The organism is Pseudonocardia wallangbongensis (assembly GCF_054486945.1).
The window spans coordinates 225,209-245,793 of record NZ_JBRERS010000012.1; the positions used below are offsets into that span (position 1 = coordinate 225,209).

Annotated in this window: 15 protein-coding genes, 1 tRNA gene and 2 pseudogenes; 4 read left to right on the plus strand and 14 right to left on the minus strand. The window is 75.0% G+C overall.

Features of this window, described 5'->3' with window-relative positions; genetic code table 11:
• Nucleotides 1-5 precede the first annotated feature (5 nt).
• The 6 genes from ACU436_RS33825 to ACU436_RS33850 form a co-directional block, all read right to left on the minus strand.
• A complete protein-coding gene (locus tag ACU436_RS33825; protein ID WP_459031118.1) occupies nt 6-962 on the minus strand; it encodes an ROK family glucokinase in 957 nt (318 codons plus the stop codon).
• Complete coding sequence (locus ACU436_RS33830; RefSeq protein ID WP_459031119.1) at nt 959-1,312, minus strand: hypothetical protein; 354 nt, start codon at nt 1,310-1,312, stop codon at nt 959-961. Before ACU436_RS33830 ends, ACU436_RS33825 begins: the two co-directional genes overlap by 4 nt.
• Complete coding sequence (locus ACU436_RS33835; protein ID WP_459031120.1) at nt 1,309-2,532, minus strand: ArsA family ATPase; 1,224 nt, start codon at nt 2,530-2,532, stop codon at nt 1,309-1,311. Before ACU436_RS33835 ends, ACU436_RS33830 begins: the two co-directional genes overlap by 4 nt.
• Nucleotides 2,533-2,565: 33 nt before the next feature.
• On the minus strand, nt 2,566-3,012 hold the full coding sequence (locus ACU436_RS33840; protein WP_459031121.1) for an SRPBCC family protein: 447 nt from the start codon (nt 3,010-3,012) through the stop codon (nt 2,566-2,568).
• A 22-nt stretch (nt 3,013-3,034) separates the two neighbouring features.
• The gene (locus ACU436_RS33845; RefSeq protein WP_459031122.1) at nt 3,035-3,823 is read right to left on the minus strand and encodes a metallophosphoesterase family protein; all 789 of its coding nucleotides are present in this window, start codon (nt 3,821-3,823) and stop codon (nt 3,035-3,037) included.
• Nucleotides 3,824-4,205: 382 nt separating this feature from the next.
• The gene (locus tag ACU436_RS33850; RefSeq protein WP_459031123.1) at nt 4,206-4,628 is read right to left on the minus strand and encodes a polyketide cyclase / dehydrase and lipid transport; all 423 of its coding nucleotides are present in this window, start codon (nt 4,626-4,628) and stop codon (nt 4,206-4,208) included.
• A 279-nt stretch (nt 4,629-4,907) separates the two neighbouring features.
• On the opposite strand from ACU436_RS33850, the gene ACU436_RS33855 reads away from it, so the two are divergent.
• On the plus strand, nt 4,908-6,731 hold the full coding sequence (locus ACU436_RS33855) for an AMP-dependent synthetase/ligase (RefSeq protein WP_459031124.1): 1,824 nt from the start codon (nt 4,908-4,910) through the stop codon (nt 6,729-6,731).
• A 9-nt stretch (nt 6,732-6,740) separates the two neighbouring features.
• Here the strand turns inward: ACU436_RS33855 and selB are convergent, their stop codons facing one another.
• Both selB and selA read right to left on the minus strand, forming a co-directional pair.
• Nucleotides 6,741-8,540, minus strand: a complete 1,800-nt coding sequence (selB, locus tag ACU436_RS33860; protein WP_459031125.1) for a selenocysteine-specific translation elongation factor — start codon at nt 8,538-8,540, stop codon at nt 6,741-6,743.
• Nucleotides 8,537-9,841: an L-seryl-tRNA(Sec) selenium transferase gene (selA, locus tag ACU436_RS33865; protein WP_459031126.1), complete on the minus strand. Its 1,305-nt coding sequence runs from the start codon at nt 9,839-9,841 to the stop codon at nt 8,537-8,539. Before selA ends, selB begins: the two co-directional genes overlap by 4 nt.
• 50 nt (nt 9,842-9,891) lie before the next feature.
• On the opposite strand from selA, the gene selD reads away from it, so the two are divergent.
• On the plus strand, nt 9,892-10,938 hold the full coding sequence (gene selD, locus ACU436_RS33870) for a selenide, water dikinase SelD (protein ID WP_459031145.1): 1,047 nt from the start codon (nt 9,892-9,894) through the stop codon (nt 10,936-10,938).
• Between the two features lie 97 nt (nt 10,939-11,035).
• Here selD and ACU436_RS33875 read toward each other — a convergent pair.
• The 5 genes and pseudogenes from ACU436_RS33875 to ACU436_RS33895 all read right to left on the minus strand — a co-directional run bounded on the left by ACU436_RS33875 (nt 11,036) and on the right by ACU436_RS33895 (nt 18,105).
• Nucleotides 11,036-11,131, minus strand: a tRNA-Sec gene (locus ACU436_RS33875).
• 21 nt (nt 11,132-11,152) lie between these two features.
• Nucleotides 11,153-13,315 (minus strand): annotated as a pseudogene (locus tag ACU436_RS33880) (molybdopterin-dependent oxidoreductase); the annotation flags it as partial.
• Between the two features lie 30 nt (nt 13,316-13,345).
• Nucleotides 13,346-14,494: a glycosyltransferase family 4 protein gene (locus ACU436_RS33885; protein ID WP_459031127.1), complete on the minus strand. Its 1,149-nt coding sequence runs from the start codon at nt 14,492-14,494 to the stop codon at nt 13,346-13,348.
• A 95-nt stretch (nt 14,495-14,589) separates the two neighbouring features.
• On the minus strand, nt 14,590-15,570 hold the full coding sequence (locus ACU436_RS33890) for a C40 family peptidase (RefSeq protein ID WP_459031128.1): 981 nt from the start codon (nt 15,568-15,570) through the stop codon (nt 14,590-14,592).
• A gap of 1,176 nt (nt 15,571-16,746) precedes the next feature.
• Complete coding sequence (locus ACU436_RS33895) at nt 16,747-18,105, minus strand: NYN domain-containing protein (RefSeq protein ID WP_459031129.1); 1,359 nt, start codon at nt 18,103-18,105, stop codon at nt 16,747-16,749.
• Between the two features lie 121 nt (nt 18,106-18,226).
• Between ACU436_RS33895 and ACU436_RS33900 the strand changes: the two genes are divergently transcribed.
• Together ACU436_RS33900 and ACU436_RS33905 are read left to right on the plus strand one after the other, a co-directional pair.
• Nucleotides 18,227-19,942, plus strand: coding sequence for a DEDD exonuclease domain-containing protein (locus tag ACU436_RS33900; protein WP_459031130.1), 1,716 nt, complete (start codon nt 18,227-18,229; stop codon nt 19,940-19,942).
• 9 nt (nt 19,943-19,951) lie between these two features.
• Nucleotides 19,952-20,230, plus strand: a complete 279-nt coding sequence (locus ACU436_RS33905) for an Lrp/AsnC family transcriptional regulator (protein WP_459031131.1) — start codon at nt 19,952-19,954, stop codon at nt 20,228-20,230.
• Nucleotides 20,231-20,428: 198 nt separating this feature from the next.
• Here the strand turns inward: ACU436_RS33905 and ACU436_RS33910 are convergent.
• Nucleotides 20,429-20,585: pseudogene (locus tag ACU436_RS33910) on the minus strand (IS630 family transposase); the annotation flags it as partial.

The following is a 20,585-nucleotide window of genomic DNA, read 5'->3' on the forward strand; positions in this document are numbered from 1 at the left end:
GAGGCTCAGGCGCGGTGGGCGAGCTCGCGAGCCAGCTGCGCCGCGCCCACCACGGCGGCCGCCTCGCCCAGCTGGGCGGTGCGGATCCGGGCCAGCGGGCGCCGGCCCGCCCCCGTCACGGTGGCCGCGTAGTGCTCGCGCGCCTCGTCGAGGAAGAGCGGCGCCGACCCGGACACTCCCCCGCCGATCACCACCAGCTCCGGGTCGAACACGTCGGCCACGAGCGCGAGCCCCTCGCCGAGCCAGCGGGCGAGCTCGTCCATGGCGGCGCAGGCCACCGGGTCGCCGTCGCGCGCGGCGGCCGCCACCCGCTGGCCGGTGACGCGGCCCGGATCCCCCGCCACGAGGCGGCGCAGCAGCGGTGAGCGGCCCGGGTCGCGGGCGAGCAGCTCGACGGCCGTCGTGGCCAGCGCCGTTCCGCTGCAGTAGCGCTCCCAGCACCCGTTCTTCCCGCACGGGCACGGCCGCCCCTCCGGCACGACCCGCAGGTGCCCCAGCTCGGGCGCCACCCCGAACGCGCCCCGGTAGAGCTCTCCGTCGATCAGCAGGGCCGAGCCGATACCGGTGCCGAGCGCGACGAACACCACGACGCCCGCCCCGGATGCGGCGCCGAAGTGCCGCTCGGCGAGCGCGGCGGCGTTCGCGTCGTGCTCGACGACGACCGGCAGGCCGATCCGCTCCGCGACCCGGTCGGCGACCGGCGCGTCCCGCCAGGACAGGTGCGGGGCGAACCGGACACCCCTGCGGTCCGGCGTGACGAACCCGGCGAGCGCCAGCCCGACCGCCCCGATGCGGTGCCGCGCCGCGAGCTCCCCGACCACGCCCGCGAGCGCGGCCTCCAGGGCGCCCTCGCTGCGTGGTGTGGGGGTGCGGGCGGTGTCGTGGACGTTCCCCTGCGCGTCGACCACCCCGGCCCGCACGCTGGTCCCCCCGACGTCGACGCCGATGGTCAGCCCCGTCATGAGGTTCGCCGTTCCACCCTGATCCGCTGCACGCGACGCGCGGGAGGCCGCTCGGGCGCGTCGGGAGCGGGGGCGGGAGCGGGGGTGCCCTGGTCCAGCGCCGCCCGCAGGACGGCCACCAGCCCGGCGGCCTGCTCCGCCAGCCGCACCGCGAGCTCGGGGCGTTCCCCGCGCAGCGCGGCGATGACGGCGCAGATCGGGCACGCGGCGCACTGCTCGGGCCCGTCACCCGCGGGTTCGGTCCGCAGCCGGTCCAGCATCGGGTCGATCCGGTCGAGCGCGGACAGGGCGAGCACCCGAAGGTCCTCCCCGATCCGCTCGTGGCCGCCGCAGCCGTCGGCGGTGGTCACCGTAGCCAGGCCTCGGGGTCGGGGACGAACGCGACGCACAGGTCGTCACCCGCGACGTGGGCGCCCGTGACGGTGCAGCGGCGCAGCACGGACGGGAGCGCGATCACCCGTCGCGTGCCGCCGGTGGTGACGGCGAGGTCGTCGTCGAGCCGGACGAGGTCCACCGGCCCGGCCGACACCCCGGGCAGCCGCAGGACCAGCTCGAACGCCGAGTCCAGGGACGTCCCGCTGCCTGCCGTGCGGTTCACCTGGAGGAGCGTGGTGGCGGGCGCGTCGGGCGGCGCGGCAGGGTCGTCGGTGCCGTAGAGGGCGTTCGCGAGCTCCCGCAGCGCGGGCAGACCGGTCGGTTCGGCCGCGGTGTGCTCCACGGCGCGCAGCGGTATCGGCAGCGCCTTCAGCTCGGCGAGCACGGCGCCCTGGTCGGCGTACCGCTCGCGCAGCCAGCGCCCGGCCGGCCCCCGCAGCGACGACGGCGCCTCGGGGACGAGGCGGTTGGCGACCAGCCCGTCGACGCGCAGGCCGTGCAGCGCCAGCGCGGTGAGGGTGCGGCGCGTCTCGGCGGCCACCACCCGCTCCGGGGTGAGGACGAGCCGGATCGACGTGGAGTCCTGGTCGGCGAGCAGCCTGTGCAGCCCCTGCAGCTCACCGGCGAGGGCGTCCAGCGCGCCCACGGCCCGGTCCCACGCCGGCTGCGCCTCCCGCCCGGCGGCGAGGCCACTGATCAGCCCGCGGACGGCCCTGCGGTGCGGCGGGAACAGCCGCTCCAGGTAGGTCGAGAGCGCCTCGGGCAGGCCGAGCAGCCGCAGCGTCTCCGCGGTGGGCCCGCAGTCGACGACCACGACCTCCCACAGGCCGCTCTCGGCGAGGCGGCGCACCTCACCAAGGGCCAGCAGGTCCTCGACGCCGGGCAGCACCGTGAGCTCGTCCGCCATCAGCTCGTCGACGCCGGCGCCGGCCAGCAGCGTGCCGAGGTGCTCCTGCAGCCGGGCCCACGCACCGTCCAGCAGCGACCGGGTGTCGACGTGCGCGGCGGAGAGGCCCGGCTCGAGCTCGGTGGGCTCACCACCCAGCTCCGCCTCGAAGGCATCACCGAGCGAGTGCGCAGGGTCGGTGGAGACCACCAGCACCTTGCGGCCGGAGCGCGCGAGGAGGGCGGCGGTGGCCGCGGCGAGGGTGGTCTTGCCGACGCCTCCCTTGCCGGTGAACAGGACGACGCGCACGACGCGGAAGGGTAATCGCGGGATCGGGCGGTGCTAGTCGGCGGGGGCGCTCTCGACCCGCCGCTTCAACCCTTTGAGTGCCGTATCGATGATCACCTTCTCCGCCTTGCGGCGCAGCATGCCGATCATCGGGATGTTCAGGTCGACGGCCAGCGAGTAGGTCACCGTGGTCTCCACGGCCGAGCCGCCCAGGGTGTAGGACCCGTTCTGGGCCTTCTGGATCTGGCCCTTCACCAGCGTCCAGCTCACCGAACGGCCGTCGGGCGCCCAGCTGTAGTCGAGCGTGTAGGAGTCCTTGATCGGGCCGGCGTCCATCGTGAAGCGCACCCGCTCGGCGCGCCCGTCGCCGTCGCTGCTCAGCACCTCCACCGTCTTCACCTGCTCGGCCCACTCCGGGTAGGCGGGGAAGTCGGCGATCACGGCCATCACGCGGTCCGGCGGCGCGGTGATGGTGATCGAGGAGGTCGTAGCGTCGGCCATGGCGCGCAGGTTACCGCTGGGTTCAGTACCGGAGCACGTACGGAGTGCCGGTGGCGCGGAAGTGCCCGACGTTGACGCACTCCGTGCGCCCCACCCGTACCCGGGGCGCGAGCGGCTGGTGGACGTGCCCGAAGAACGCTGCGCGCGGGCGGTCCCGGTGCACGACGTCCAGCAGCGCCGCCGAGGACGCCTCGGCCCGGCGCGTGACGACGTCGAACGCGAGCTCGGGGACGGCGGGCGGCACGTGGCTGCAGAGCACGTCCACCCGATCGAGGGCCTTCACGGCCGCCGTGAAGTCCGGCGCCCGCAGCAGGTGCGGCGTCCACGGGCCGCCCGCACGGGGCTCGACACCCGGCGGCAGCGGTGCACCGCCGACGAACCCGAACCTCAGGTCCCCGATCTCCAGCACCCGGCCGTCGGCGAACGTGAGCCCGGGGCGGGCGTAGCGCGGCCACAGCCGGGGCATGTCGACGTTGCCGGGGATCGCGTAGGTGGGAGCGGTGAGGGCGCCGAAGAGGCGGTCGTACTGCTCCCGCACGGCGTCCTCCACCACGGCGGGCGCGTCGGGGACCCGCGCCCACGCGTCCCGGATGAAGCGGATCAGGGTGTCGCGCCCTCCCGACGTGCGCAGGCGGGCGAACTCGGCGGTGACCTCGGGGCCGAGCACGCGCCCGAGGATCCCGCCCGTCGGGTCGCGGTAGTCGACGTAGTCGACCAGGTCGCCGAGCACCAGGAGGGCATCGGCCCCGTCGCCGGCCCGGGCGAGCGCATCCGAGGCGCCGTGCACATCGGAGACCACGTGCACGCGCATGAGATCCACGCTACCCCGGAGCCAGGAGCGCCCTGGACAACTCGGCCTGCACCCGTGATCTCGGGCATCTGCTGTCCGCTGCCGTCGCCGGGTGGCCGGCGCATCTCGTGTCGGCTCGTGGTCGGTGGCCTCCGGTGGCGCCGCGCATCGTGCGGGGCCGCCCCTCCCGGGCATATCGCGGGCAGGCCGGGGCCTGCCCGGGTGGGCGCGCGGCGCCACCGCAGGCCGGTCTCGCAGGCAAGATCACGGATGCGGTGCCTCGGCGGCCACATACGGCCACATACGGCCGTGGATGCACCGATCCGCTGATCAAGCAGCTCCCGGCGGAACAGAGCGGCCGCCCGCGGATCATCGCCGCGTGCGGCGCGGCGGCCGCCGCTCGCTACGGCCGGAGCGGTTCAGGACCGTCCTGGACCGGTGGCGGCTCGCCCGGCTCCCGGCCCGCTTCGAGCCGCGCCTTGCACGCGAACGCGATGGCCTTCGCCGCACGCTGCCGGCGCATCGCCTCCGCGGCGGAGCACCGGGGCGGGTCGGGCCGCGGCCGCCCGTCCGGGCCCTCCGGGTCGGCCCGCAGGTAGTAGTGCAGCAGCGTGCCGTCCAGCACCGGCTCGAGCCACACCTCCATGCTCCCGACGAGCGCGCCCCGCACCGTCCAGCGGATGCCCGCCACGCCGCGGTCGGTCATGACCTCGAGGTGGAGGTCCGGCCACAGCTGCGGCCACCGGGTTCGCACCGCGAACTCGGCGGCCACCACCGCGGGTGGCACGGCGAGGAACGTCTCGTCCACCACGTCGACCGACGGCACCGCGCCAGCCTAGTGGCGTTGGTCCAGGGGTGGTGACACGCGCACCGGCTCGCCGATCAAGGCGAAATGGTAGCCAAATGATCTCCGGGGGCGACCATTTGCCCTTGATCGCCCCTGCCGAGCAGCCCTTTGCCCTTGATCGCTGTGACAGCCGGCCCGGCCCCCGGGCCACGAAGATCCAACAGGGATCAACCGTCCGGTGACGCGTCCTGCCGTCCAGGCGTACTGCGAGGTAGGTTTCGGGAAACGGGAGCCAGTGCCGGCCAGGAGGTCACGACCGTGCGCGAGTACAGCGTTCCAGCCACCGCCCGCGTCGGTGCCGAGGAGAACCTCCTCGACGCGGTCTACGCCAACGCCCGGGAACACGGGCCGGTGGTCGTCTACCGGCGACAGGTCGCTCCGGGCGAGTGGACGGATGTCACCTGCGCGCAGTTCGCGGAGGAGGTCGTCGCCGTGGCCCGCGGGCTCGTCGCTGCCGGGGTGCGGCCCGGCGACCGCGTGGTGCTGCTCTCCCGCACCCGGTACGAGTGGAGCCTGATCGACTACGCGATCCTCGCGACGGGCGCGGCCACCGTCCCGATCTACGAGACGTCGTCGGCCGAGCAGATCAGCTGGGTCCTGTCCGACTCGGAGGCGGTGGCCGCGGTGGTCGAGTCCGACAAGCACGCGGTGCTCGTCGACAGCGTGCGGTCCGGCAATCCGCTCCTGAAGCACGCCTGGCAGATCGAGCCGCCCACCGGCGGGCGGGGCGCCGTGGAGGAGCTCGTCGCGCTCGGCGCCGACACCCCCGCCGACGAGGTGCAGGCCCGCAGCGCCGCCGTGCGCGCCGACGACCTCGCCACGCTGATCTACACCTCGGGCACCACGGGACGGCCCAAGGGCTGCGAGCTGACCCACCGCAACCTCGTCAGCGAGGTCAAGGGCACCGTCAGCATGCTGCCCGAGCTGCTGTCCGACCGCGGGTCGGTGCTGCTGTTCCTGCCGTTGGCGCACGTGTTCGGCAAGGTCATCCAGTGCGGCGCCCTGTACACGCGCACGGTGGTGGGGCACACGTCCGACGTGAAGCAACTGCTGCCCGACCTCGCCTCGTTCCGGCCGACGTTCATCCTCTCCGCGCCGCGCGTGTTCGAGAAGGTCTTCAACAGCGCCCGCCAGCGCGCCCACGACGGCGGCAGGGGACGCGTCTTCGACCTGGCCGCCGACACCGCCATCGCGTGGAGCCAGGCCAGGGACACGGGCGGACCGGGCCTCGCGCTGCGGCTGCGGCACGCGCTCTTCGACCGGCTGGTCTACGGCAAGCTGCGGGCCGTCGTCGGCGGGAAGGTGGTCGCGGCGGTGTCCGGCGCGGCGCCGCTGGGCGAGCGGCTCGGTCACTTCTTCCGCGGCATCGGGCTCCCGGTCCTCGAGGGCTACGGCCTCACCGAGACAACGGCGGGCGTCACGCTCAACGCCCTCGGCGCCCAGCGCATCGGCACCGTCGGGCGGCCGGTGCCCGGCCACTCCGTCCGCATCGCCGACGACGGCGAGGTGCTGGTCGAGGGGCCGATCGTCTTCCGCCGGTACTGGAAGAACGACGCCGCCACCGCCGAGGCGCTCGAGGACGGCTGGTTCCACACCGGCGACATCGGCGAGCTCGACGACGCCGGGTTCCTGCGGATCACCGGCCGGAAGAAGGAGCTGATCGTGACTGCCGGGGGCAAGAACGTCGCGCCCGCCGTGCTGGAGGACCGGCTGCGGGCCAACGCGCTGGTCAGCCAGTGCATGGTCGTCGGCGACGGGCAGCCGTTCATCGGTGCGCTCGTCACGATCGACGCCGAGGCCCTCCCCGGCTGGCTCGAGCGCGCCGGCAAGCCGGCGGGCACGGCCGTCGCCGACCTCGTCGACGACCCGGACCTGCGCGCGGAGATCGCGACGGCGGTCGAGGACGCGAACCAGGCGGTGTCGCGCGCGGAGCAGATCCGCGAGTTCCGCATCCTCCCGGTCGACTTCACCGAGGCCGGTGGCGAGATGACACCCACGATGAAGGTCAAGCGGGCGGTCGTGGCCAAGTCGTTCGCCTCCGACATCGCGAGCATCTTCAGCGGGTCGAAGGCCCCTGCCTGATCGGCTCCGTCAGCGGAGGCGGTGCGTCACGTCGTCCGTGCGTTCCGTGCGACCGGTGCGCGCGAGGTGCTCCAGCAGCGGCACCGCGACCCGGCGGGTGGTGCCGAGGGCCTGACGCGCCTCGCTCAGGGTGAACGCGGGCCCGACCGCCCGCAGCAGGTCCACCGCGCGGTCCGGCGCGTCGGGCAGCAGCACGACACCGTCGGCGATCGTCACCAGCTCACCGGCTCGGACGAGCGCGGCCAGCTCGCGGGTGCCGAGGCCGAGGTCGGCGAGCCGGCCGGCCTCGGGGGCGTGGAAGGGGTTCGCGGTGAGGTCGCCGCGGACCGCGTCCATGGCCGTGCGCACCCGCTCGGGAAGCCCGCGGCTGCGCCCCAGGTGGACGCGGCCGTCGCGCAACTCGGGCGCGGTTGCGCGTTCGCCGGGCGGGATCGCGGCGAGCACGGCGGCCACCAGCCCTGGTGTGGGCAGGTCCGCGGCCCGCCGGGCGGCCTCGATCGTGAGCCCCGGCTCGAGGGGCTCGGCGGCGTCGTGGGCGCGGACGGCCGCCGCGAGCGCGGACACCGCCTCCTTCGCGCGGGCGGGCGCGACGAGCCAGCCGTCCGCGCGGACCGCGGGCGCCACCGCGTCGGTCTCGGCCCGCGGCACGCCCATGGCCTCCAGGTCAACGGCCCGGACCGCGCCGCGGCGGCCCAGCTCACCGCTCGCGGTGCCCACGCCGGGCTCGGCGAGCTCGACGGCCCGGCGGGCCGCGGCCCCGCGTCGGCGCAGCGCGGGCGGGAGGACGTCGAGCACCACGACGCCCGCGACGACGGCGCGCCGGCCCGGGTCGCGCAGCACCGCCCGGTCCCCGATCCGCAGCGGCAGCGGTCGTTCGGGACGCAGCCGGGCGAACCCCGCACCCAGCGGGCGGACGTGCACAGTGACCGCGGCCGAGCCGACGTGCAGCATCACCTCGCGGGGCAGCGGCTCCAGCTCCGCGCCGCGCACGCCGCGCAGCGCCACGTCGAACTCGGCCGGCTCGAGCCAGGCGCCCGGGGTGAGCAGCGCGTCGCCGCGGGCGACCGCCTCGCGCGGGATGCCGCGCAGGTTCACCGCGACGCGCGCGACCCCGCCGGCCGCCTCGACCGGCGTGCCGAGGCTCTGCAGCCCCCGGACGTGCACCCGCCGGCCGCCGAGCTCCAGCTCGTCGCCGACCCGCACGGTGCCGGCACCGAGGGTGCCCGTGACGACCGTGCCGGCGCCCCGGATGCTGAACGCCCGATCCACCCACAGCCGCACGTCGGCGCCGGGGTCGGGTTCGGGGATGCGGGCGACCAGGCCGTCCAGGGCGGCGCGCAACGCGTCGAGGCCCTCCCCGCGGGTGGCGCAGACCTCCACCACGGGGATGTCGCGGAGCGACGACCCGGCGAGCTCGGCGAGCGCGTCCTCCCGCGCCGGCTCCGGATCGAGCAGGTCGCACCGGGTGACGACGAGCAGGCCGTGCTCGACCCCGAGGGCGTCCAGCGCGTCGAGGTGCTCCCCCGACTGCGGCATCCAGCCCTCGTCGGCGGCCACCACCACAAGCGCGGCGGGAACGGGCCCGGCGCCGGCGAGCATCGTCGTCACGAACCGCTCGTGCCCGGGGACGTCGACGAAGGCGAGATCGGTGCCGGACGGCAGGCGGGTCCAGGCGAACCCGAGGTCGATGGTCAGGCCGCGGCGCCGCTCCTCGGCCAGGCGGTCGGGCTCCATCCCGGTCAACGCGCGCACCAGCGTGGACTTGCCGTGGTCGACGTGGCCCGCCGTCGCCACCACCCGAGCCGTCACGACTCGATCCGCGCGGCGCGGACGCACCCCGCGAGCGCCTCGTCGTCGGCGGGGGCGAGCGCACGCAGGTCGAGCAGGCAGCGACCGCCCTCGAGCCGCCCCAGCACGGCCGGCACGCCACCGCGCAGGGCCGCGGCGTAGGGCTCGGGCAGCGACAGCGCGGCGCTGGGCAGGGTGACGCCGGGGGCGCCGCCCCCGCCGACCGTCGCCTCCGAGTCGACGACCCGCACGTCCAGCCCCCGCAGGCGGGCGGAGAGGGCCTCCGCGCGCGCCCGCAGCTCGGCCACGGGCGCGTCGAGGGCGGCCCGGACCGGCGGCACCGGCCCGCGCAGCGTCGCCTCCAGGGCGGCGAGCGTCAGCTTGTCCACCCGCATCGCGCGGGCGAGCGGGAAGCGGCGCACCCGCTCGACCAGCTCCGCGTCACCGAGGACCAGACCCGCCTGCGGGCCGCCGAGCAGCTTGTCCCCCGACGCCGTCACCAGCGCGGCGCCCGCGGCGAGCATGCCCGCGGCGTCGGGCTCGTCGGGCAGGTGCGGGTGCGGGGTGAGAAGGCCCGAACCGATGTCGACGACCACGGGCACGCCGAGCCCGGCGAGCTGCGCGGGCCCGACCGCGCTGGTGAACCCGCTGACGGTGAAGTTCGACGGGTGCACCTTGAGCACGAACGCGGTGTCCGGTCCGACCGCGCGCTCGTAGTCGGCGAGGTGGGTGCGGTTCGTGGTGCCGACCTCGCGCAGCCGCGCGCCGGTGGCCTCGACCAGGTCCGGGATCCGGAAGCCGTCGCCGATCTCCACGAGCTCACCCCGGCTGACCACGATCTCGCGGCCGGCGGCGAGCGTCGCGGCGACGAGCGCGAGGGCGGCGGCCCCGTTGTTGACGACGTGCGCCCCACCGGCGCCCGGCACCGCGGCGCGCAGGGCGTCGACCACGCCGGCGCCGCGGCGGCCACGCGCGCCGGTGGCGAGATCCAGCTCGACGTCGCAGTTCCCGGCGGCGACGGCGAGCGCCTCGCGGGCGGCATCGCCGAGCGGGGCGCGACCGAGGTTGGTGTGCAGCACGACGCCGGTGGCGTTGAGCACCGGCCGCAGCGTGGTGGCGGCGGGCGGCAACGCGTCGAGGGCCGCGGCCACGACATCGTCGGGCGGCAGGGCGCCTTCCCGGGCCCGCTGCTGCGCCGCCGTCACGGCCTGCTTGACGAGTGGGCGGCCCAGCCGGGCGGCGGCCGCGGCGATCCGGGGGTCGGCGAGCACCGCGTCCGTGCGGGGAACGCGGCGGCGGTGGTCAGGGGCAGCGCTCGACACGGCCCAGAGTCTGTCACCGCGCATAGGATCGGGCTGTGACGGATGCAGCTATCGAGCATGCCGGAGACCACCGGCTCACCCGCTTCAGCCACGGCGCCGGCTGCGGCTGCAAGATCGGCCCGGGCCGGCTCGCGGAGATCCTCGCCACCGTCACCCCCGCCACGCACCCCGACCTGCTGGTCGGCACCGAGACCGGCGACGACGCGGCCGTCTGGCGGCTCGACGCCGACCGCGCCCTCGTCGCCACCACCGACTTCTTCACGCCGGTCGTCGACGACGCGCGCACCTGGGGCCGCATCGCCGCCACCAACGCCGTCTCCGACGTCTACGCCATGGGCGGGCGCCCGCTGTTCGCACTCAACATCGTGGCCTGGCCGAACGAGGTCCTGCCGGCCGAGATGCTCGGCGAGGTCCTCGCCGGCGGCGCGGACGTGGGCCGCGAGTGCGGGTTCGCCGTGGTCGGCGGCCACTCCATCGACGACCCGGAGCCGAAGTACGGGCTCGCCGTCGTCGGCGAGGTGCACCCGGACCGGATCCTCACCAACGCCGGCCTGCGCCCCGGCGACGCGCTCGTGCTCACCAAGCCGCTGGGCGTCGGGATCGCCACCACGGCGGTGAAGGCGGGCACGGCGAGCGGCGACCTGCTCGACGCCGCCGTCGCCACGATGTGCGCGCCGAACGCCGCCGCCGCGGCGGCGGCGATCGCCGCGGGCGCAACCGGCTGCACCGACGTCACCGGGTTCGGGCTGCTCGGCCACCTGCGCAAGATGGCCTCCGCATCCGGGGTGGACGCGGAGGTCCACGTCGACGCCGTGCCGCTGCTGCCGGGGGCCCGGGAGCAGGCCGACGCCGGGATCGTGCCCGGCGGCACCCGACGCAACCGGGAGTGGGTGGGCGAGGTGCTCGACATCGCACCCGGCGTGAGCGAGACCGACGTCGTGCTGCTCGCCGACGCCCAGACCTCCGGCGGGCTGCTGTTCGGCGCCGAGCCCGAGCGGGCCGCGGCGGCGGTGGCGGACCTGCGGGAGCAGGGCCTGGAGGCGGCGGTCATCGGACGAGCGACCCCCGGCAATGGCCGGATCCACGTCCGAAGCTGAGCGGCCGGGCCATCCACACCGCTCACACACCAACTGTGGTGCCGGCACACCAACTGCAGTTGGTGTGTGATGGCCGGAGTTGGTGTGTGAGCGGCCCTGGCGGAGGCGGACGGGAATCGAACCCGCCTGACCGAGATGCTCGGCCACGTCGGTTTTGAAGACCGCGGGGGCCACCAGGCACCCAGACGCCTCCCTGATGGACGCCGCCGACGTTACCGGATCTTCTCGCGCTCCCGCCCGGGCCGTCGGCCTGCATGATGAACGGGTCGGTACCGGCGAGCGCGTCCTCCCGCTCGGCGTCCTCGGGCGGGCGGTAGTCGGGACGTTTGGTCGCCTCGAAGTCCGGCACATCGTGGCCGACCCATCTCCCCTGGTCGGCGTCCCACCAGACGTACGCCTTGCGCTCGCTCCACGGCCGCCCGTCCGGGTCCGCGGATGCCCGGTTGTTGAGCAGGCGACGGTTGGCGGGCCACGCCCAGCCCCACTCCGGTGCCACCCAGCTCTGCTCCCGGCCGGGCTTGCGCCGGGCGGTCTGGTTGACGCCGTCGGCGAACGACCCGCAGTAGATCCAGCAGCCGCAACGGGTGGATCCGTCGGCCGCGAGCCCGGTGTAGGACGACAGGGGCTCGCCGTCGCCGTCCCAGCCGCTGATCTCGGCGAGCACCGCCTCCGCGTCCGGCTCGGCCTGGGGGCCGACCGTCGGGTAGTCCCACGTCAGGTCGAGGATCGGCCGGTCCCGCTCCTCCGTGGACCCAGCGAGCTTCGCGCGGATCCGCCGCCCCAGGTGGTAAGTAGAACCACAGCTCGCTGCGCCGGTCGTCCCGCGACTCGACGGCCTTGTGATGCCACTGGAGCAGGCGCTGGGTGTTGGTGAACGTGCCGTCCTTCTCCACGTGCGCCGCGGCGGGCAGGAAGAACACCTCGGCGCCGATGTCCGCGCAGGCGAGCTCGCCGGACTCGATCTCCGGGCCGTCCTTCCAGAACGTCGCGCTCTCGATCATGTAGAGGTCGCGCACGACGAGCCACTTCAGGTTGGCCAGGCCGGTCCGGTTCATCCGCGAGTTGGCCGTGCCCACCGCCGGGTTCTCCCCCACGACGAGGTAGCCCTCGGCCTCGCCCTCCACCTGCTTGATGACGGTGTCGTAGTTGCAGTGGCCGCTGGTGAGCCGCGGCAGGTACCCGAAGCAGAAGTCGTTCTCCCGCCGTCGCCGCGTCGCCCCACCACGCCTTCAGGAGGCTCACCGCGTAGGTGTCCATGTTCCCCCAGAACCCCTTGCTGCCGGCTCCGGAGGACAGGTACTCCCGCAGGTTCAGGTGCTCGTGGGCGTGGGGCACGGGCAGGTAGCCGGGCAGGATGTTGAACAGCGTCGGGATGTCGGTCGACCCCTGGATCGAGGCGTGGCCGCGGAGCGCGAGGATCCCCCCGCCGGGCCGGCCGATGTTGCCCAGCAGCAGCTGCAGGATCGCCGCCGTCCGGATGTACTGCACCGCCGACGGTGTGGTGGGTCCACCCGACGGCGTACGCGATCGCGGTCGTCCGCTCGGGCCCGGAGTTGCGGGTGACGATCTCGGCGATCCGGAGGAACTCCTGCTCGGAGATGCCGCAGATGTCGGCGACGGTCGCCGGCGTGTAGCGCGAGAAATGCCGCTCGAGCACCCGGAACACGCACCGCGGGTGCTGCAGGGTGTCGTCGCGCTCCGGGGTGCCGTGGAACGTCCCGCCGCCGGCGCCTGCCGTCTCCGTCGACGACGAGTCCCTCATCCGATCGCCGTGTCCGGAGCCGCCGGAGTCGCCGTCGTCCCGATGCATCACCGCCCACTGGTCGCGCTGCCCCGCCGCGGCCGCGACGTCAGTGCCCTCGTACCGCCAGGTCGACGGGTCGTAGTGGCGCCACTCGGCGTCGAACCCGGAGAACAGGCCGTCGAGGTCCTCGGTGTCCTCGAAGTCCTCGCGCAGGATCATCGGCGCGTTCGTGTAGTGGACGACGTAGTCCCGGAACCACTTGTCGTGCTCCAGGACGTAGTGGATCAGGCCGCCGAGGAACGCGATGTCGGTGCCGGCGCGCAGCGGCACGTGGACGTCGGCGAGTGCGCTCGTGCGGCTGAACCGGGGGTCGACGTGCAGGACGGTCGCCCCGCGCGCCTTCGCCTCCAGCACCCACTGGAACCCCACCGGGTGGCACTCGGCCATGTTCTAGCCCTGGATCAGGATGCAGTCGGCGTTCTGCAGGTCCTGCTGGAACGTGGTGGCGCCGCCGCGGCCGAAGCTGGTCCCCAGACCGGGGACGGTGGACGAGTGTCAGATACGGGCCTGGTTCTGCCGGACGACGGGCCAGAGATCGATGAAGGCGCGCGCGCTCACGTCTCGTGACTCGTCCCGCGGGGGCCGGAGGAAACATCTCATCGGCTAACGGTCGAGCAACGACCGGTCCCCGGCGAGCAGGGCACGCAGCCGGGCCACCCGCGCGGGCCAGGTCCACTCCCGCCGCATCCACGCCCGGCCCGCGGTGCCCATCGCCCGTGCGCGGTCCGGATCGGCGAGCAGGCCCGCCACCGCGGACGCGACGGCGGTGGCGGCGCGCCCGTCGACGACCTGCCCCGTACGGCCCTCCTGGACGGCCTCCGGCGCCCCGCCCGACCCGCCGGCGACGACCGGCAGCCCGCACGCCGCAGCCTCCAGCAGCACGATGCCGAGACCCTCGACGTCGAGGCCGCCGCCCCGGGTGCGGCACGGCAGCGCGAACACGTCACCGACGGCGTGGTGGGCCGGGAGGTCGGACGCCGGCACCGCCCCGGCGAACACGACGTGCTCCTCCACGCCACCGGCGCGGGCCAGCCGCCGCAGCCGCGCGGCGCCCGGGCCGTCGCCGACGAGGAGCAGCCGCGCCCCCCGCACGCGCTCGCGCACCAGCGGCAGGGCCCGGATCAACGCGTCCTGCCCCTTGCGGGCGACCAGCCTGGACACACACACCACCAGCGGCGCGTCGCCGATGCGGTAGCGCCTGCGCAGCTCCGCGCGCGCCGCCGGGTCGGGCCGGAACCTCCTCGTGTCGATCCCCGCTGGCAGCACCTCGAGCGCCGCCCGCGGCCCGAACGCCGCCGCGACGCGGGTGCGGGTGTAGCGCGAGATCGTGGTGAGCACGTCGGCGTCGGTGCCGATCCGGCGCAGCGTCCGGCGCCCGCCGGGCACCATCGACCAGCCCACCTCGTGGCCGTGCGTGCTCCCGACGACCCGCTCGACGCCCGCGTGCCGGCGCAGGTGGGGTCCGAGCAGCGCCAGCGGTGCCGCCGCGCCGAACCAGACGGTGGTGGCGCCGTGCTCGCGGGCGAGGGCGGCGGCGCGGGCGGCCACCGCCGGGACGGGGAGCATGAGCGACGTCTCGTGGCGGTGCACGGGCACCGGCGAGTGCGCGTCGAACTCCGCGGCGCCGGGCCACGCGGGCGCGTAGACGGCGAGCTCCCCGGGCGGCAGCCGGTCGGCGAAGGCGTGGAGGTAGGTCTGGATGCCGCCGGTGCGGGGCGGGAAGTCGTTGGTCACGAGGAGCGTGCGCGCCACCGCGCGACGCTATCCCCCGGGTCCGTGCGCTCGGGCGGCGGCCGGTCGGCGCCGGCCGGCCGCCGCCCGCACGCGGGGAGCGGACGAGGTCCGGGCTACAACCGCCGCGCGCCGGTGACCGGGCGGCTGGAGATGTCGGAGTACTTGACGACGTCGCCGGTCTGCGGTGCGTTGATCATCTTGTTGTCGCCGACGTAGATGCCGACGTGGCTCACCGGCTTGTAGAAGAACACGAGGTCGCCGGGCCGGAGCTGGTCGCGCGAGACGGGCGTGCCCACCCGGGCCTGCTGGCTGCTCGACCGCGGCAGCGTGACGCCGACCTGCTCGAACGCCCACGAGGTGAGACCCGAGCAGTCGAACGAGCTGGGCCCCTCCGCGCCGTACCGGTAGGGCTTGCCGAGCATCTTCATGGCCGCCTCCGCCGCCTGGACGCCGACCCCGCTGCCGGAGAGCGAGCTCGGGCCGCTCAGGGTGGGGCCGTTGCGCTGACGCCGTTCCTGCGGGCTCAACCGGTCGAGGAGGCTCTGGGCCTCGTCGATCCGCTTCTCGGCGTCGCGCTTGCGGTTCTCGACGTCCTCCTCGGCGCGCGCCGCCTCGTCGGCGGCCGCCTGGGCGCGCGCGACGGCGGCATCGGCGTCGATCCGCTTCTGCGCGGTGTCGTCGACCTTCGTCAGCAGCTGCTCGAGCGAGTCGCGGTAGCCGGACGCGAGGGTCTCGATGGCCGACATCTGGTCGAGGAACTCCTGCGGCGACTTGCTCGCGAGCAGGGCGTTGAGCTGGTCGAGGTTGCCGCTCTCGAACGCCGACAGGGCGACGCTGTCGATCTGGACGCGGAACTGCTCCTCGTCGGCGACCGCGGTTTCCAGGGCACCCTGGGCGGGCTGGACGGCCGCCTGCAGCGTGCCGAGCTCCGACTGCCGGGCCGCGAGGGTGTCCTTCGCGGCGTGCCAGTCCTCGGTGAGGGACTCCGCCTCCCGGTTCACCTGCTCAAGCTGCCGCGCGGCGTCCGCCGCGTCGGGTGGGTCGTCCTGGGCCGCGGCGGGGGAAGCGGCGACCAGCAAGGACAGGACGACCATGAGAACGAGCGACCCGACGGAGGACGCCGACCTGCCGTGACGGCGTGCGCGACGCACGCCCCGGAGGTCGGTCTTCCGAGGACCGGACGAGGTGCGCCGACGCGACTCCACGCGAACGGATCTCCTCTCGTCACCCGCGTGAATCCCCGATCGGGGTAAGGGGGAGCGCCGATCGGGGTATCGCACGGTGACCTCACGTTGCCATCCGCGGTCGAATGGCTGACGTGCCGCAAGGTCTCGCGGAGATTACGGAGCAGCCCGGCACGCGTCCAACCCGGGGGTACCCCGGCGTGGCGCGCCGCGCGGTGTCACCCACATGCACGGAGCGCAGCGAAAAATCGTGCTAAGTGGACACTTGCTCACCCTGCGTCACGGACGACTCCCCCACTCTCCGCGCCTGGCGGCGTTTGGCGCGGTGTGGTGGCCACCAACCGCAATCTCGGCACCAGGCCTTGATCGGCCAGCATGGCGAGCGCCCGCCGCTCCGGTGCGTCGAGCTGCACCATCGGCGCGCCGGGCGGCACGTGCGACGGCGCTTCGGCGCCGTGATCCGCGGGGTCGGCCGAACCCGGTGCACCCATCAGCACACCGATCACACAGTCGCCGCAGGCCGCGCCGCGGACCGCGCAGCTCTCACAGTCGATGATCATCGCTGCTCCCTGTCTCTGCTCCCTCGACGGTTCGGGCGGGCTCGTCGCCGTCCGATGCGCGCCAAGCTAGGGACGACCACCGACAGTTCCCGGCTCCACGGCCTCGATGCAGCCGGGGGCGGCCACAATGGGCCCGGATCACTGCTCGCGCCGGCCACCGCGGAGCGACTTGATCGCCACGATCGTGACATGAGCCGCAGATAGAGGCCATTGCCAGATCCAGCTGCCGGGCGACGGCCCGTGATCAGCGGTATCGGTTGTCCATGGTTGTGGCAACGACGATGTGCACCCGATAACGGCAGGTCAGGGCGGCGATCATGGGATAATGGTCGCTGTTGAAGATCGACTAGTGACCATTTCGCCTTGATCGCCGAACGCCGCTGCGGCCGATTCGGCAACACCCTCGATATGCGGCTCATGTCACGGATCCGCTGATCACGCCCCGCTCAGGCCCAGCTGTCCGCCGACCTCCACGAGGGCTGCGCCTGCCCGCCGCTCGCTACGGCCGGGGCCCTTCAGCGCGCTCCTACCCGCGCACGAGCCGCGTGAGCAGCATGGCCGACGCCACGGCGTGGGCGCCGCTGCGCCGGACCGACCGGACGACGGCCTGGTCCGACGTGGCGACCACGACGGGCCTGCCCTGCGGCTCGGCGGCCACGAGGGCGCGGATCACGTCGTCGGCCAGCACCCCGGGGTCGCTGAAGAGCACCCGCACGCCCCGGGAGCCGCGCGGTGGTGCGGTGATCACGCCGGCGCCGTCGAACACGAGGGTGACCTCCACCCCGGTGCGCGCGGCGAGGGCGCCGAGCTGCCCGACGAGCCGGGACCGCTGGTCGGCGAGCGGGAGATCCGGGTAGCCGGTCTTGCTGACGTTGTAGCCGTCGACCACGAGGTGCAGCGCCGGAACGGCGAGCAGGGCGTCCAGCTCCGCGGCCGTGCCGACGGCGGTGCCGCCCCGTGCGCTGCGCGCGCCCGCGACGAGGTCGCCGGGACGGGGCCCGCCACCGCCGATCGCGAGCTCGCGCCGCAGGCCGGTGAGCGCACCGCCGAGCGTGTCCATGAGGAGTGCGAGGCGCACCTCGTCCGCCTTGCGGGCCTCGCGGGCCGCCTGCCGGGCGGCGGCCACCTCGGCCGCGGCCCGGTCGGCGCGCCTGCGCTCGGCCTCGGCGCGCTCCCGCTCGCGGTCCCGTTCCGCGACGGCGGCGGCGAGGTCGCGCTCGGCCGCGACGCGCATCTCCTCGGCGGCCCGCTCGGCGGCGGACTGCGCGTCGCGTGCCGCGCGCAGCGTGGCCCCCTGCTCGGAGACGCGGCGGCGCAGCTGCTGGTACTCGTGGTCGCGCTGCTGCCCGGCCGTGCGCGCCTGGCCCCGGGCCTCGGTGAGCTCGCCGCGGAGCCGTTCGAGCTCGGTGGTGAGCTTGTCGACGCGGGAGAGGGCCGCGTCCCGCTCCGCGCGCAGCTCCCCCGCCTCGCCGCGGCGGGCGGCCGCGGCGACGGCGGCACCCGCGTCCGCGTCGTCGTTCAGGACGGCCGCGGCGGCGGCCATGAGCGGGTCGTCGGAGGCCGTGGTCAGCTCGCCGGGGCGCTGGTCCTCCCACCAGGCCACGACGGCCGTGCGGAACGCCGCGGACGCCTCGAGCTCCGCCGTGAGCGCGCCACCGCCGAGCTTGGCCCGCTTGGCCGGGGTGAAACGCGCGAGCCGGCGCAGGGGCACCGGGACGTCGGTGGCCGGCATCGCGCCGACGGCGGTGGCCGCGAGCTCGGCCAGCCGCGAGCGCAGCGCGTCGGGGAACTTCGCCCAGTCGACCTGCGCGGCCGACGGCTGCGCAGCCGACAGCGGGGCCCCACCCTGCGCGGGCGGGCCGGAGGCGCCGTCGGACCTGGACATCGCACCAGGTTATCTCCGGTCGCTCCGGTTCACCGGGGACGCGGCGGTCACAATCAGTGCGGACGGGGCCGCGGACAGCTGCTGCGCGGATTGTCGGGGGCCGTCACTAGCGTCCGCGCCCGTGCCTGTCCGGTCGTCCCAACTGACGTTCGACGAGCTCGGCACCCCGCTGCGCGAGGTCACGTTCGTCGTGCTCGACCTGGAGACCACGGGCGGGTCGGCGGGCACCGACTCCATCACCGAGGTCGGTGCCGTGAAGGTGCGCGGCGGGGAGCGGCTCGGCGAGCTCGCCACGCTCGTCGACCCGGGCACCGGCCTGCCGCCCGGCATCGTCGCGCTCACCGGAATCACGTCCGGGATGGTCGCGGGCGCGCCCCGGCTGCCGGAGGTGCTCCCGTCGGTCCTGGAGTTCCTGCGCGGCGCGGTGCTGGTGGCCCACAACGCCCCGTTCGACGCCGGGTTCCTGCGTGCGGCGTGCGAACGGCACGGCCAGGTCTGGCCGCGCCCGCCGGTGCTGTGCACGGCGCGGCTCGCCCGCGCCGTCCTGCCCCACGACGAGGCGCCCAGCGTGCGGTTGGGTGCCCTCGCCGAGCTCTTCGGCACGGCCACGCGCCCCAACCACCGCGCGCTCGCCGACGCCCGCGCCACCGTCGAGGTCCTGCACCGCCTGCTCGAACGCGTCGGCAACCTCGGCGTGCAGAGCCTCGAGGAGCTGATCTCCCTCGCGCGCGAGTCCGCGCCGCACCGGCCCACGCAGCAGCAGCGCCGGAAGCGGATGCTCGCCGATGGCGTGCCGTCGGCGCCCGGGGTCTACCTGTTCAGGGGTGCCCGGGACGAGGTGCTCTACGTCGGCACCAGCGGTGACCTGAAGCGCCGGGTCCGCAGCTACTTCACCTCGGGCGAGCGGCGCAGGCGCGTCCGCGACATGGTGGCGATCGCCGAGCGCGTCGACACCGTCGTCTGCGCGCACGCGCTGGAGGCCGCGGTGCGGGAGCTGCGGCTCATCGCGGCGCACCGCCCCCGCTACAACCGCCGTTCCAAGCGCCCGAACCACACGTGGTGGGTCGTCCCCACCGCCGAGGCCTTCCCGCGGCTGTCCGTCGTCACCACGCCCCGCGACGGTGCGCTGGGGCCGTTCCCGTCCCGGCGCACCGCGGCCGCGGCCGTCGACACCGTGCTCGACGTCGTCCCGCTCCGCCCGTGCACGCAACGCATCCCGGCGACGGGCGCCTCCGCCGCCCCGTGCGCGCTGCACGAGATGGGCCGGTGCGCGGCGCCTTGCGCGGGCCTGCAGACGCCCGAGGAGTACGCCCCGGGCGTCCGCGCCCTGGCGGACCTGGTCGACGGCCGCGACGACGCTCCGCTGCACACGGTGGCGGCCGAGATCGACGCGCTGGCCACGAGGGAGCGGTTCGAGGTCGCGGCGCGCCGGCGCGACCAGCTGGCGGCGCTCATCCACGGGCTCGACCGGTCGCAGCGGCTCACCGCGCTCGCCGCGCTGCCGGAGCTCGTCGGTGCGCGGCCGGACGGCAGCCGCGGCTGGGAGATCGCCGTGGTGCGGTACGGGCGGCTCGCCGCCGCCGGTGTCGCCCGGCGCGGTGTCCCGCCGATGCCGGTGATCGACGCCCTGCGCCTCGGCGCCCAGACCGTCCTGCCCGGTGCCGGCCCGCTGCGCGGCGCCCCCGTGGAGGAGGTCCGGCTGCTGCACCGGTGGCTCACCACCGGCGGCACGCGCCTCGTCGCGAGCGAACCTGCGTGGACCGAGCCGGCCCGCGGAGCCGGAGGGTGGGGGGTCTGGGCGGAGAGGGCCCGGCCGGTCGAGGTGGACGTGGACTAGGCTGGCGGCGTGATCACCGCGATCGTCCAGGTGTACACCGCCGCCGACCGCATCCCCGAGACGGCGCAGGCCATCGCCGACCTCGACGGGGTGTCCGAGGTCTACTCGTGCGCCGGCGACGTCGACCTGATCGCCATCGTGAAGGTGGCGGAGCACGAGCAGCTCGCCGACGTGATCGCCGGGAAGCTCAGCAAGGTCGAGGGCGTGCGGCGCACCGACACCCACATCGCCTTCCGCTCCTACTCCCGCGCCGACACCGAGGCCACCTTCTCCGTCGGCCTGGACTGAGCCCGGACTGGGGTCGCGCGCGCCGTTCGGGACGCTAGTGTCCCGAACCGAAAGTCCACCACATAACTCGACGGCCCAGCTTCCCGCTGGCCGCACCGGCGAACCGTCCGAGTACGCCCGGTACGAGGCCGGCCCGCCGGCGCACCCAGCGGAAACCTGGATCCGCCGATTCATGCACCGGACTTCCGGTTCGGGACACTAGTGTCCTGAGTCGTTAGTTGTGGTGATAAGTCGTTGGCAGTAGGCGCCGATCGAGTCGAGGATCTGTTCGGCGGTTTTGGTCCAGACGTAGGGGCGGGGGTTGTCGTTCCAGTGCTGGATCCAGGTGCGGATGTCGGCTTCGAGTTCGGCGACG

Bases quoted from the DNA above. Each gene is read 5' to 3' on its own strand.
- ACU436_RS33890 (WP_459031128.1), bottom strand. From the start codon at position 15,570: ATGGTCGTCCTGTCCTTGCTGGTCGCCGCTTCCCCCGCCGCGGCCCAG.
- ACU436_RS33895 (WP_459031129.1), bottom strand. From the start codon at position 18,105: ATGTCCAGGTCCGACGGCGCCTCCGGCCCGCCCGCGCAGGGTGGGGCC.
- ACU436_RS33845 (WP_459031122.1), bottom strand. From the start codon at position 3,823: ATGCGCGTGCACGTGGTCTCCGATGTGCACGGCGCCTCGGATGCGCTC.
- ACU436_RS33840 (WP_459031121.1), bottom strand. From the start codon at position 3,012: ATGGCCGACGCTACGACCTCCTCGATCACCATCACCGCGCCGCCGGAC.
- ACU436_RS33825 (WP_459031118.1), bottom strand. From the start codon at position 962: ATGACGGGGCTGACCATCGGCGTCGACGTCGGGGGGACCAGCGTGCGG.